Origin of the sequence: Kitasatospora sp. NPDC057518 (genome assembly GCF_042802075.1) — a bacterium.
GTDB lineage: Bacteria > Actinomycetota > Actinomycetes > Streptomycetales > Streptomycetaceae > Kitasatospora.
Genome location: NZ_JBHVEU010000222.1, coordinates 1 through 14728 on the forward strand (window position 1 = coordinate 1; position 14728 = coordinate 14728).

3 protein-coding genes are annotated in these 14728 nt (G+C 77.6%); all 3 read left to right on the top strand.

The window, feature by feature from the left end:
- Positions 1-762: 762 nt before the first annotated feature.
- The gene (locus ACFU7Z_RS22515; protein ID WP_380779176.1) at positions 763-1302 is read left to right on the top strand and encodes a hypothetical protein; all 540 of its coding nucleotides are present in this window, start codon (positions 763-765) and stop codon (positions 1300-1302) included.
- A gap of 190 nt (positions 1303-1492) precedes the next feature.
- Positions 1493-1768: a hypothetical protein gene (locus tag ACFU7Z_RS22520; RefSeq protein ID WP_198959456.1), complete on the top strand. Its 276-nt coding sequence runs from the start codon at positions 1493-1495 to the stop codon at positions 1766-1768.
- Between the two features lie 352 nt (positions 1769-2120).
- On the top strand, positions 2121-14728 hold a 12608-nt coding region (locus ACFU7Z_RS22525; protein ID WP_380779178.1), incomplete at its 3' end, for an SDR family NAD(P)-dependent oxidoreductase.

A 14728-nucleotide genomic window follows, 5' to 3' on the forward strand; every position in this document is an offset into this window, starting at 1 on the left:
CCGCCGGAGGGGTGGCCGTGGAAGCTCCGGCCGCCCTTCCCCCGCGGCCCGGTTCGGCCTGCGCGCCCCCGACCGGGCCCGCCGCCGAGCGGGCGCTCTCCCCACGTGTGCCGATCGGCCGCCGCCCGGCCGCCGTCGGGTAATGCCTTTGCCTACGGCCGCCCTTCCCCGGCGGCCCTGCCCGTCACACCCCGTCACCGCCTGCCTGCCCTCGCCTGCCGCCCCGCCGCCTTCCGCCTGCCTCCCGTCGTGCGCGGGAGGCAGCGCGCGTTTCCAGGCCCCCGGGCCCGCGGCGCCCGTCCCACACCTCCCCAGCTGCGGAGAAGCGCCCGGCGGCACCATCCGGCCGAACCGTACGAAAACGGAATCCGACATGTTGCATTCCGCTTCTGTGACTCATGTGACTGGCGTGACTGTTGTGATGGATGTGGGTGCAGGGAATGGCGTGAATTGGTGGGTCAGGAAAGTGTTGCGTTTCCGTGACAGCCGCGCCTATGATCAACGGAAAGCTTCGATATTGATCGAACCCCGGGGGGGTGTTTGGACGGCGGGGGCCAGTCGGGTGTTCAACTGATGTCGCGTCGCAGTTGAACACCGGTCGGCCGCGGAGGGGTGGGCGGGGATAGGGGCGGAAGGATTGGGCTCTGAGTCCCGCTTCCGGGTTCCGCGAATGAAGCAATCAATTTGCCGGTGATTCCGCGGGTGGTGTCGTACCGGCGCGATGGGGACTTGGGTCGGCGTGTTCTGAAGGGGGAGTTCAGCATGGGGGAGCGCCTGCGCACCGCTCCGACTCCGGTCGGTGCGGATGGCGGCCGGGGCCCGGGAGGTCCGGTCGGAGCATCCGAAGCGGCCTCCGGGGGCGGCCGGCCGGCGGAGCGGGCCGCGCGCGCCGAGGCGGCGTTGCGGATCCTCCAGGCCCATCCCTCGCTGTCCGACCGGGCGGTCGCGGAGTCGACCGGCCTTGGCGCGCGAACCGTTGCCGAGCTGCGGCGCCTGTCGGAATCCGTGGCGGAATCCGGATTCCGGATCGGCCGGGACGGCAAGTCCCGCCCGTTGAACGGCGCGGCCGGGCGGCTGCGCGTGGCGGAGCTCCTCGGGGAGAACCCGAAGGCCTCGCTGCGCCAGTTGGCCAGGACGGCCGGGGTGTCGCCCGCGACGGCGCTCGATGTGCGGCGGCGGCTGGAGCGCGGCGAGGAGCCCGTCCCGGTGAAGCGGGCCGCCATTGCGCCGGGGGTTTCCCCGAAGGGTGCCGCGCCGGCCGGGGGGAATGGCTTCGCGGGGGGTTTCGGCCGGACCGGCTGATTTCCCGTCGGCGTTAATCGATTTCTAATCCCCGCCGTAATTCCGGTCGGATCTTGTGCCTTTGTCGGACCGCCGATAAAGTCGAAGTCGGCCTGCAGTATTCCTGCGCCTTGCCTGAAATATAATCTCGCATCCACCAGAGGAGCGGCCAATCATGACGCACCGATTCTCGCTTGTCCTGAACCGAGAAGTGAACGATCAGGAGAAGGTCACCCTGAAGGAGGCGAGCCGCGCCGACATCGCGTTCGTCGACGACACCCTCCCGACGAACGCCGACGTCCCGGTCACCCGGATCGAATTCGAGGACGGGGTCACGGCCACGCTCGCCGAGGCCATCGAGGCCGGCTTCGAGGCCGTCAAGGCCGTCCCGGACCTGTCCGTCCCGGGCCTGAGCGTGCCCGCCCAGCCGGCCGCGGCCGAGGGCGGCGAGGAGGCCGTCAACGAGGCGGCCGAGGCCGTCTCCTGACGGCACGCACGTCCCCGCCCCGCGGGGACTGAGGCCGACTCCTGCGCGGAGGCCGAGCAGCAACCGCGCGGGAGCCGGGCGCCGTTCCCGCGGCAACCGCGCGGGAGCCGGACAGTGATCCCGCGGCAGGCGCGCGGGATCCGCGCCGCAGCACCGCCGGGCACCGGGGGAGGAGCGCGGCCGCCGCGAGGAGCGGTCGGCCGCGGTCTTCCGCGTGCCCGCCCGCCCGGCGGGAGCGGTGCGGTGGCAGCACCGTGAAGAACACGTACTCCAGTGGCAGGGCCGCGCTCGTCGTGCACGCGCGCGGTCAGCACGTCGACTCGCAGTTCACTACGGGGGGAGCAGGGCCGCCATGGCCGACGAACAGCAGCTTCGCGACTACCTCAAGGTCGTGACGGCCAAACTGCGCAGCACCCGGACGGAACTGGACCGGCTCAGGCACGAGCCCATCGCCGTCGTCGGCATGGGCTGCCGCTACGCCGGCGGCGTCGACAGCCCCGAGGCGCTGTGGCGGCTGGTCGCGGACGGCGCCGACGCCGTCGCCGGCTTCCCCGCCGACCGGGGCTGGGACACCGCGGGGCTCTACGACTCGCCCGACCTGCCGGGCTCCACCACCCGTGAGGGCGCCTTCCTGTACGAGGCGGCCGAGTTCGACGCCGCCTTCTTCGGGATCAGCCCGCGCGAGGCCCTCGCCATGGACCCGCAGCAGCGGCTGCTGCTGGAGACCTCCTGGGAGGCCGTCGAGCGCGCCGGCATCGATCCGGCCACCCTGCACGGCTCCCGCACCGGCGTGTTCACGGGCGTCTACTCCTCCGCCGCGGCCTACGGGAGCGACGCCGGACTGGACTTCGCGGAGGCCACCGGCCACCTGCTGACCGGCACCGCCAACAGCGTGCTCTCCGGCCGGATCTCCTTCACCCTCGGCCTGGTCGGCCCCGCCGTGACGGTGGACACCGCCTGCTCCTCCTCCCTGGTCGCCCTGCACCTGGCGGTGCAGGCGCTGCGCGCCGAGGAGTGCGATCTGGCCCTGGCGGGCGGCGCGACCCTGATGTCCTCCCCGGTGCTGTTCCGCGAGTTCTCCCGCCAGCAGGGCCTGGCCGCCGACGGCCGCTGCAAGCCCTTCTCGGCGGACGCCGACGGCACGGGCTGGGGCGAGGGCGCCGGCATGGTCGTCCTGGAGCGGCTGTCGGACGCGCGCCGCAACGGGCACCCCGTCCTGGCGGTGATCAGCGGCAGCGCGGTCAACCAGGACGGCGCCTCCAACGGGCTGACCGCGCCCAACGGCAGCTCGCAGCGCGTCGTCATCCGGGCCGCCCTGGACAACGCCCAGCTGACGGCGGCCGACGTGGACGCCGTGGAGGCGCACGGGACGGGCACCCGGCTGGGCGACCCGATCGAGGCCCAGGCCCTGCTGGAGACCTACGGGCAGGCGGCGGGCCGCGCCGACGACCGGCCGCTGTGGCTGGGCTCGGTGAAGTCCAACATCGGCCACACCCAGGCCGCGGCCGGTGTCGCCGGTGTGATCAAGATGGTGATGGCGCTGCGGCACGGCGTGCTGCCCCGCACCCTGCACTCCGAGCGGCCCTCGGAGTACGTCGACTGGACGGCCGGCCGGATGCGGCTGCTGCAGCGGCCGGTGGACTGGCCCCGGCCCGCGGACGACGCCCCCCGGCGCGCGGCCGTCTCGGCGTTCGGCATCAGCGGCACCAACGCCCACCTGGTGCTGGAGGACGCGCCCGAGCCGCAGGCCCCGGCCGTGGAGCCGGTGCGGGCCGCCGCCCCGGCCGTCCTGCCCGGGTCGAGCGCCTGGGTGCTGTCCGGGCGCACCCCGCAGGCACTGGCCGCGCAGGCCCGCAAGCTCTCCGCCCATCTCGCCACCCGCCCCGGACCGGCGGTCGCCGAGGTGGCCTGGTCGCTCGCCACCACCCGGACCGCCTTCGAGCACCGCGCCGTGCTGCTGGACCCGGAGTCGGCCGGGGGCCTGGCCGCGCTCGCCGCCGGGGAGCCCGCCGCGGACGTCGTGACCGGGCAGACCCGCGCCGAGGGCACCGGCCGGACGGTCTTCGTCCTGCCGGGCCAGGGCAGCCAGTGGGTCGGCATGGGCCGCGAGCTGGCCGAGGCCTCGCCGGTGTTCGCGGCCCGGCTGGCCGAGTGCGCCGAGGCCCTCGCGCCGTATGTGGACTGGCAGTTGGACGATGTGCTGGCGGGCCTTCACGGCTTCGAGGCCGCCGACGTCGTGCAGCCCGCGCTGTGGGCCGTGATGGTCTCGCTGGCCGCGGTCTGGGAGGCGTCCGGCGTCGTCCCCGACGCGGTGGTGGGCCACTCCCAGGGCGAGATCGCCGCCGCCGTCGTCGCCGGGAGCCTGTCCCTGGCGGACGCCGCCAAGGTCGTCGCCCTGCGCAGCCGGACCCTGACCGCCCTCGCCGGGCGCGGCGGGATGATGGCCGTCGACGGCGCGGCCGACACCGTCCGCGGCTGGCTGGAGCCGTTCGGGGAGCGCCTGTCGGTCGCGGCCGTCAACGGCCCGTCCGCCACGGTGGTCGCCGGCGACCCGGACGCGCTGCACGAGCTGGCCGCGCTCCACCCCGACGTGCGCACCCGCGTCCTGCCGGTGGACTACGCCTCGCACAGCGCCCACGTCGAGGAGCTGCGCGAGGACGTCACCGCCGCCCTGGAGGGGATCGAGCCCCGTACGGCCCGGATCCCGATGGTCTCCGCGATGGACGGCCGCCGGCTCGCCGGGCCGGAGCTCGACCCCGCCTACTGGTACGCCAGCCTGCGCGAGACCGTCGAGTTCGCCCGCGCCGTGCGCACGCTCGGCGACGACGGCTACGACACCTTCGTCGAGGTGTCCCCGCACCCCGTGCTGGCCATGGCCGTCGGCGAGGAACTGGCGGACCGCGACCCCGTGGTCGTCGGCACGCTGCGCCGCGACGACGGCGGCGCCGCGCGGCTGCTCGCCTCCCTCGGCGAGGCGTACGCCCACGGCGCGCCCGTGGACTGGACCGCCGTCCTGCCCCGCGCCGAGCGGGCCGACCTGCCCACCTACGCCTTCCAGCGCGGCCGCTACTGGCCCCGCCGGGTCGAGGCCGCGCCGCAGGCGGCGGCCGCCGCCGCCGAGGACGGCTGGCGCTACCGCACGGCCTGGGAGCCGCTCGGCCCCACCGCCCCCGCCCTGGCCGGGACCTGGCTGGTCGTCGCCCGCGAGGACGGCGACCCGGCCCGGCACGTCGAGGCCCTGACCGCGCACGGCGCCGAGGCCGTCGTGCTGCGCACCGACGCGGTGCTGCGCGAGGCGCTCGCCGCCGAGCTCACGGCCGCGCTCGCCGCCCTCCCCGGGGCGCCCGCGAAGCCGGCCGGCGTGCTGTCGCTGCTCGCGCTGGACCCCCGGCCGCTGCCCGGCGCACCCGCTGCCCCGCCCGCAACCGCCGCCGTCCCGCACGGCACCGCCGCGACCCTGGCCCTGGTGCAGGCCCTCGGCGACGCCGGGATCGACGCCCCGCTCTGGGCGCTCACCCGCGGCGCCGTCCGGGTCGCCGCCGACGACGCCCCGCCCGCCCCCGTCCAGGCCCAGGTCTGGGGGCTCGGCCGGGTCGCCGCGCTGGAGCACCCCGACCGCTGGGGCGGACTGGTCGACCTGCCCGAGCAGTGGGACGAGCGGGCCGCCGCCCGGCTGGCCGCCGTGCTCGCCGACGGCGCCGAGGACCAGGTGGCGCTGCGCCGCGCCGGGGCCTTCGCCCGGCGGCTCGTCCACGCGCCCCGCACCGCCCCCGGCCCGGCCGGGCCGGACGGCGGCTGGTCCCCGCGCGGCACGGTGCTCGTCACCGGCGCCACCGGCTCCATCGGCCCGCACCTGACCGCCTGGCTGGCCGGCCGCGGCGCCGCGCGCCTCGTGCTGCCCACCCGCTCCGGGCCGGGCCCGCGGCTCGCGGCCCACGCCGCCGCCCTCGCCGAGGCCGGCACCGCCGTCGACGTGCTCGCCTGCGACCTCGCCGACCGCTCCGCGCTCGCCGCCCTGCTCGACCGCGTCGCCGCCACCGGCCCGCGGCTGTCCACCGTGCTGCACGCGGCCAACGCCTTCCACCTCACCCGCCTCGACGACACCGACCCCGAGGGCCTGGCCGCCTCCCTGGCCGGCAAGGCGGCCGGCGCCGACCACCTCGACGAACTGGTCACCGACGCCGACGAGTTCGTCCTCTTCTCGTCGATCGCCGCCGCCTGGGGCAGCGCCGAGCACGGCGCCTACGCCGCCGCCAACGCCCACCTCGACGCGCTCGCCGAACGGCGCGCGGCACGCGGCGCCGGCGCGCTCTCGCTCGGCTGGGGCGTGTGGGACACCCGCGACTGGACCGCGCCGGACGCCTTCGGCCCGCACGGGCCCGCCACCATCACCGGCGACGTGCTGCGCCGCCAGGGCACCCGGTTCCTGGACCCGGACCGCGCGCTGGACGTGCTCGGCCGCGTCCTCGCCGACGGAGCCGGCGCCACCGGCCCCTACCTCGCCCTCGCCGACATGGCCTGGGACGACTTCGCGCCGGTGTTCACCGCGGCCCGCCGCAGCGCCCTGCTGGACCGCATCCCCGCCGCCCGCCGGGCCCTCGACGGCGGCGCGGCCGCCACCGGGGCGCCCACGGCCGCCGCCGACGGCGCGGACACCAGCGGGAACGACTTCGCCCGCGCCCTGGCCGGCGCCGCCGGCACCCCCGAGCGGGAGCGCCTGGCCACCGACCTGGTCCGCTCCCACGCGGCGGCCGTCCTCGGCCACCGCGACGCGGGCGACATCGCCGGCCAGCGCGCCTTCCGCGACCTGGGCTTCGACTCGCTGACCGCCGTCGAACTGCGCAAGCGGCTGGCCACGGCCACCGGCCTGCGGCTGCCGTCCACGATCGTCTTCGACCACCCCACCCCGGCCTCGCTCGGCGCCCACCTCGCCGCGACGGCCCTCGGCACCGGCACCGGCACCGACGCCGCCGCGCCCGCCCGGGACGGCGGCGCCGCCGACCCCGACGAGCCGCTCGCCATCGTCGGCATCGGCTGCCGGTTCCCCGGCGGCGTCACCACCCCCGACCAGTACTGGGGCCTGCTGGCCTCCGGCGCCGACGTGATCGGCGGCCTGCCCACCGACCGCGGCTGGGACCCGGACCTCTACGACCCCGACCCCGCCCGCCAGGGCAAGTCCGTCACCCACCGCGGCGGCTTCCTGCACGACGCCCCCGACTTCGACGCCGCCTTCTTCGGCATCAACCCGCGCGAGGCCCTCGCCATGGACCCCCAGCAGCGCCTGCTGCTGGAGACCTCCTGGGAAGCCCTCGAACGCGCCGGCATCGCCCCCGAATCGCTGCGCGGCACCCCCGTCGGCGTCTTCGCCGGCGCCACCCTGACCGGCTACGGCGACGGCCTGGCCGACGGCGACCCGGCCGCCGAGGGGTACCTCGTCACCGGCCACTCCAGCAGCATCATCTCCGGCCGCGTCGCCTACGCCCTCGGCCTGGAGGGCCCCGCCCTCACCATCGACACCGCCTGCTCCTCCGGCCTGGTCGCCCTGCACCTGGCCGGCCGGGCGCTGCGCGCGGGCGAGTGCGAACTCGCCCTGGTCGGCGGCGTGATGGTGATGTCCACCCCCAGCCAGCTGGTCGGCTTCTCCCGGCAGCGCGGCCTCGCCCCCGACGGCCGCTGCAAGCCCTTCGCCGCCGGAGCGGACGGCATGGGCCTGTCCGAGGGCGCCGCGACCATCGCCGTCGAACGGCTCTCCGACGCGCGGCGCCTCGGCCACCCCGTGCTGGCCGTCGTACGGGGCACCGCCATCAACCAGGACGGCGCCTCCAACGGCCTCACCGCCCCCAGCGGACTCTCCCAGCAGCGCGTGATCCGCGCCGCCCTGGACGCCTCGGGCCTGACCCCCGACCAGATCGACGCGGTCGAGGCGCACGGCACCGGCACCCCCCTCGGCGACCCCGTCGAGGCCCACGCCCTGCTGGCCACCTACGGCCGGGACCGCCCCGCCGACCGGCCGCTGTGGCTCGGCTCCGCCAAGTCCAACATCGGCCACACCCAGACCGCCGCCGGCCTCGCGGGCCTCGTCAAGATGGTCCTCGGCATGCGGCACGGCACGCTGCCGCGCACCCTGCACGCGGACGAGCCGTCCCGGGAGATCGACTGGGAGTCCGGCGCCGTACGGCTGCTGACCGAGCAGCGGCCCTGGACGACCCCGCAGGACGCGCCGCGCCGCGCCGGCGTCTCCGCGTTCGGCATGAGCGGCACCAACGTGCACGTCCTCATCGAACAGGCCCCCGAACACCTCCCCGCCCCCGCCGACCCGCCGCAGGACGACCCGGCCGGACCGCCGCTGCTCGCCGCGGGTACGGACGTCACCGCCTGGCCGGTCAGCGCCCGCGGCCGGGACGCCCTGGCCGCGCAGGCCGGCCGCCTGCACGCGTACGCCCTCGCCGCCGACACCCCGCCGCCCGCCGCCGTGGCCCGGGCGCTCGCCGCCACCCGCAGCCCCTTCGAGCACCGCGCCGTCGTCGTCGGCGCCGACCCCGCCGGACTCGGCCGGGGCCTGGCCGCCCTGATGACCGGCCAGGACACCGAGCACGCCCTCACCGGCGAGAGCGCCGCCCGCGAGGACCGGACGGTGTTCGTCTTCCCCGGCCAGGGCAGCCAGTGGGAGGGCATGGGCCGACGGCTGTCCGCGCAGTCGCCGGTGTTCGCCGCCCGGTTCGCCGCGTGCGCGCGGGCCCTGCGCCCGTACGTCGACTGGGACCCGCACGCCGTGCTCGCGGGCGAGCCCGACGCCCCCGCGCCCGACGGCGCCGCCGTCATGCAGCCGCTGCTCTGGGCCGTGATGGTCTCGCTCGCCGCCGTCTGGGAGGCGGCCGGCGTCGTCCCCGACGCGGTGGTGGGCCACTCCCAGGGCGAGATCGCCGCCGCCACCGTCGCCGGCGCGCTCACCCTGGAGGACGCCGCCCGGATCGTCGCCGTCCGCGCCGCCGCGCTGACCGGCCTCGGCGTCGAGGGCGGCATGCTCTCCGTGGTGCTGCCCGTCGAGCTGGTGCGCGAACTCCTGGAACCCTTCGGCGACCGGCTCGCCGTCGCGGCCGTCAACGCCCCCGCCACGACCGTCGTCTCCGGCGAACCCGACGCGCTCGTCGAGTTCGAACGCGTGCTGCGCAAGCGCAAGGCGATGCGCTGGCGCGTGCCCGTCACCGACTTCGTGGCGCACTCCCGGCTGTGCGAGCCGCTGGCGGAGACCCTGCCGCGGCTGCTGGCCGACATCCGGCCGCGCCCCGCCGCCGTCCCGCTGTTCTCCACCGTCCACGGACGACTGGTGGACGGCGAGGAGCTGGGGCCGCGGTACTGGTACGCCAACGTCCGGCAGACCGTCCGCTTCGCCGAGGCCGTCGAAGCCCTCGCCGCCACCGGCCACCGCACCTTCGTCGAGGTCTCCGCCCACCCGGTGCTGCTGCCCGCCGTCCAGGAGACGCTGGCCGCCCGCACCGACCTGCCCGACCCGCTGGTGATCGACACGCTGCGCCGCGACGACGACGGCGCCGACCGGCTGCTGCGCTCGATCGGCACCGCCCACGTCCACGGCCTGCCTGTCGACTGGACCGCCGTGCTGCCCGCCCCCGCCGACGTCCGGGACGCCGCGCGGCGCGTCGAACTGCCGACCTACGCCTTCCAGCACCGCCGCTTCTGGCCGCCGGCCCGCCCGGCCGCGGCCGCCCCCGCCGCCCACGGCCCGGCCGCCGACCCCACCGACGACTGGCGCTTCCTCGCCGAGTGGGCCCACGCCCCCGAGCCCGCCCCCGCGCTGCTCACCGGCACCTGGCTGGTGCTCACCCCCGCCGGACACCCCGTCCACCCCTGCGCCGCGGCCCTCGCCGGGCGCGGCGCCCGGACCGTCACCGTCGAGCTGGACACCGCCGAGGCCGACCGCGCCGACTACGCGCGTCGGCTCACCGCCGCACTGGACGGCGCCCGGCCCGCCGGCGTGCTGTCCCTGCTCGCCCTCGACACCGCCCCGCTCGCCGCCCACCCCGCCGTGGCCCGCGGCCTCGCCGCCACCCTGGCCCTGGTCCAGGCCCTCGGCGACGCCGCCGTGCCCGCCCCGCTGTGGCTGCTGACCGCCGGCGCCGTCACCACCGACCCCGGCACCGGCGCCGCCGACCCGCAGCAGGCCCCCGTCTGGGCCCTGGGCCGCACCGTCGCCGCCGAACACCCCGACCGCTGGGGCGGGTTGGTCGACCTGCCCGGGCAGTGGGACGAGCGGGCCGCCGCCCGCCTGGCCGCCGTCCTCGCCGCCCGCGACGAGAACGAGGTCGCGCTGCGCGCCGACGGCCTGCGGCCCCGCCGCCTCGCCCACGCCCCCAGGCCGCCCCGCCCCGCCGACCGGCGGCCGCTCGCCCCCCGCGGCACCGTCCTCGTCACCGGCGGCACCGGCCACATCGGCGGCCACGCCGCCCGCTGGCTCGCCCGCGAGCGCGGCGCCCGCCGCCTCGTCCTCACCAGCCGCTCCGGCCCCGCCACCGCCGGCACCGCCGCGCTCGCCGCCGAACTCGCCGCCGCCGGCGCCGCCGTGGACGTCCTCGCCTGCGACACCGCCGAACGCCCCGCGCTCGCCGCCGTGCTCGACCGCGTCGCCGCCACCGGACCGGCCCTGTCCACCGTGCTGCACGCCGCCGGCGCCCTGGACGACGGCGTCCTGGACCGCCTGGACGCCGCCCGCCTGGCCCGCACCTTCGACGGCAAGGCCGGCGGAGCCGCCCACCTCGACGAGCTGACCGCCCACCTGGACCTCGACGCCTTCGTCCTCTGCTCCTCCATCTCCGCCACCTTCGGCAACGGCGGCCAGGGCAACTACGCCGCCGCCAACGCCTACCTGGACGCCCTCGCCGAGCAGCGCCGCGCCCGCGGCCTGCCCGCCACCTCGCTGGCCTGGGGCCCGTGGGCGGGCGGCGGCGTCGGCCAGGCCAGCGAAGGCGCCCGCCGACGGCTCGCCCGCAACAAGTGGGAGGTCCTGATGGAGCCCGAGGACGCGGTCCGCGCCCTCGCCGCCGCCGTCGAGGACCCCGACCCCCGGCTGGCCGTACTGTCGCTGATGGCCGTCGACTTCGCCGCGATGGCCACCGCCCGCGGCCCCGAACAGCTGCGCCGCGCCCCGCTGATGCGCGACCTGCCCGAGATCCGGGCCGCCGACGCGGCCGACGCCGCGGACCCGGCGCCGCGCGCCGCCGAGCCGGAGCACCCGCTGGCCGTCCGGCTGTCGGCGCTGACCTCCGCCGAGGCGCAGGACCGGCTGCTCTGCGACCTGGTCCGGGACGAGGCCGCCACCGTGATGGGGTACGCCTCGGCCGCCGACGTCGAGCCCGGCCGCGCCTTCAGCGAACTCGGCCTGGACTCCCTCACCTCCGTCGAACTGCGCAACCGGCTCAGCACCGCCGCCGGCCTGCCGCTGCCCGCCACCCTGCTGTACGACTACCCGGACCCGCAGGTGCTCGCCGCGCACCTGCGCACCCGGCTGGTCGGCGGCGGACCGGACACCGCCGCCTCGGCCGCACCGCGCGCCACCGGCCCGGACCCGCTCGCCGACCCGGTCGCGATCGTCGCCATGGGCTGCCGCCTGCCCGGCGGCATCCACACCCCCGAGCAGCTGTGGCAGCTGCTCGACGCCGGACAGGACGCCGTCACCGGCCTGCCCACCGACCGGGGCTGGGACCTCGCCGCCCTCTACGACCCCACCGCCGAACGGCCCGGCACCTTCTACGCCCGCGAGGGCGGGTTCCTGCACGAGGCCGCCGAGTTCGACGCCGGGTTCTTCGGCGTCAGCCCGCGCGAGGCGGTCACCATGGACCCGCAGCAGCGGCTGCTGCTGGAGGTCGTCTGGGAGACCCTGGAACGCGGCGGCATCGACCCCACCGGCCTGCGCGGCAGCCGTACCGGCGTGTTCGTCGGCGGCTTCGGCTCCGGCTACGACCACCTCACCGCCCGCGCCGCCGGCCACGCCGACCACCGCCTGGAGGGCCAGGCCATGATCGGCACCGCCACCAGCGTGCTGTCCGGCCGGGTCTCCTACCTCCTCGGCCTGGAGGGCCCGGCCTTCACCGTCGACACGGCCTGCTCCTCCTCGCTGGTCGCCCTGCACTCCGCCGCCCAGGCGCTGCGGGCCGGCGAGTGCGACCTCGCCCTGGTCGGCGGCGTCACCGTGATGCCCACCCCGCGCGACCTGGTCGGCTTCTCCCAGCAGCGCGGCCTGGCCGCCGACGGCCGGTGCAAGGCCTTCGGCGAGGGCGCCGACGGCATGGGCATGGCCGAGGGCGTCGGCGTCCTCGCGGTCGAACGGCTCTCCGACGCCCACCGCAACGGCCACCAGGTGCTCGGCGTGGTCCGCGGCAGCGCCGTCAACCAGGACGGCGCCTCCAACGGGCTCACCGCCCCCAGCGGCCCCTCCCAGCAGCGGGTGATCCGCGCCGCGCTGGCCGGCGCCGGCCTCACCGCCGCCGACGTGGACGCCGTCGAGGCGCACGGCACCGGCACCGAACTCGGCGACCCGATCGAGGCCCAGGCCCTGCTCGCCACCTACGGCCAGGACCGGCCCGCCGACCGGCCGCTGTGGCTGGGCTCGGTGAAGTCCAACATCGGCCACACCCAGGCCGCCGCCGGCGTCGCCGGGATCATGAAGATCGTCCTGGCCCTGCGGCACGGACAGCTGCCGCGCACCCTGCACGCCGACACCCCGACCCCGCACGTCGACTGGACCGCCGGGCACGTCGCCCTGCTGCACCGGCCCGTCGCCTGGGCGCCGGACGGCGAGCGGCCCCGCCGGGCCGGCGTCTCCAGCTTCGGCGTCAGCGGCACCAACGCCCACGTCATCATCGAGGAGGCCCCCGCCCGGCCCGCGCCCGCGCCCGCGACGACGGACGCGACGCCGGACGCCGGCCCCGCCCCGGTGCTGACCGGCGGACCGGTCGCCTGGCCGGTCGGCGCCCGCGACCCGCGCGCCCTCGCCGCCCAGGCGGGCCGGCTGCGCGAGTCCGCGCTGGCCCGCCCCGACCTGCCGGTCGGCGACGTGGCCTGGTCGCTCGCCACCACCCGCCCGCCGCACGACCACCGCGCCGTGCTGCTGGGCGCCGACCACGCCGAACTGCTGCCCGCCGCCGCGGCGGTGGCCACCGGACAGTCCTCGCCCGACGCCGTCACCGGCTCCGTCGCGCCCGGCGGCACCGGCCGCACCGTGTTCGTCTTCCCCGGCCACGGCAGCCAGTGGATCGGCATGGGCCGCGAACTCGCCGAGGTCTCACCGGTCTTCCGCGACCGGCTGGACGAGTGCGCCCGGGCCCTCGCCCCGTACGTCGACTGGGACCTCGCGGACGTGCTGGCCGGCCGGCACGACTTCCTCGCCGCCGACGTGCTCCAACCCGCCGTCTGGGCGGTCTCGGTGGCGCTGGCGGCCGTCTGGCAGGCCGCCGGGGTCTCCCCGGACGCGGTCGTCGGCCACTCCCTGGGCGAGATCGCCGCGGCGACCGTCGCCGGAGCCCTCACCCTGGAGGACGGCGCGAAGGTCGCCGCCCTGCGCAGCCGGGCCCTGCGCACCCTGGACGGACGCGGCGGCCTGCTCTCCGTCGCCGAGCCCGCCGACACGGTGCGCGAACGGCTCGCCGGCTTCGAGGGACGGCTCGCGCTCGCCACCGTCAACGGCCCCCGCTCCTGCGTGGTCTCCGGCGACCCCGACGCGCTCGACGAGTTCGCCGCCGCCTGCCCGCCCACCTGCCGCACCACCCGCGTCCCGATCGCCTACGCCTCGCACAGCCCCCAGGTGGAGGAGCTGCGCGAGGAGATCCTCGCCGCGCTCGCCGGCATCGAGCCCCGCGCGGCCGACGTCCCGCTGGTCTCCGCGTACACCGGGCAGTGGCAGGACGGCCGGGAGCTGGACGCCCACTACTGGTACGCGAGCCTGCGCGGCACCGTCGAGTTCGAACGGGCCGTACGGACCCTCGGCGACAGCGGGCACCGGGTGTTCGTCGAGGTGTCCGGGCACCCCGCGCTGACCGGCGCCGTCCGGGACACCCTCGGCGAGGCGGCGGTCGTCACCGGCACGCTGCGGCGCCAGGACGGCGGCGCCCGCCGCCTGCTCACCTCGCTCGCCACCGCCTACGTGGCCGGCGCACCCGTCGACTGGGCGGCCGTGCACGGCCCCGGCACCCTCGTCGACCTGCCCACCTACGCCTTCCAGCGCAGCCGCTACTGGCCCGAACCGGCCCGGCCCGCCGCCCCCGCGCCCGACGACGCGCTGACCGGCCTGCGCTACCGGATCACCTGGACCCGGACCGCCGAGCACCCCGCGCCCCCGCAACTGACCGGCAGCTGGCTGCTGGTCGGCGCGGCCGCCGACCCGGAGACCGCCCGGAAGGTCGCCCGCGCCCTGGCCGAGCACGGCGCCACCGACGTCCGCACCCTGCCGGACGCCGACCGCACCGCTCTCGCCGCCCACCCGGCGCCCGCCGGCGTGGTCTCCCTGCTCGCCCTGGACGAGTCCCCGGACCAGGGGCACCCGACCATGACCCGGGGCGTGGCCGCCACCCTCGACCTCATCCAGCAGCTCGGCGCCGGCGCCCCCGGCACCCCGCTGTGGGTGCTCACCTCCGGCGCCGTGGCCACCGGCCCCGGCGAGAGCGGCAGCCCCGCCCAGGCCCAGGTCTGGGGACTGGGCCGGGTCGCCGGCCTCGAACACCCCGGGCACTGGGGCGGACTGGTCGACCTGCCGCCCGCCGACGCCTGGGACGACCGCACCGGCACCCGGCTCGCCGCCCTGCTGTCCGGCGCCGTCGCCGAGGACCAGACGGCCCTGCGCCCGCAGGGCATCCTGGCCCGCCGCCTGGTCCGCGCCGCCGCGGCCGCCGCCACCCCCCGGCCCGGACGCGGCACCGTCCTGGTCACCGGCGGCACCGGCGCCATCGGCGC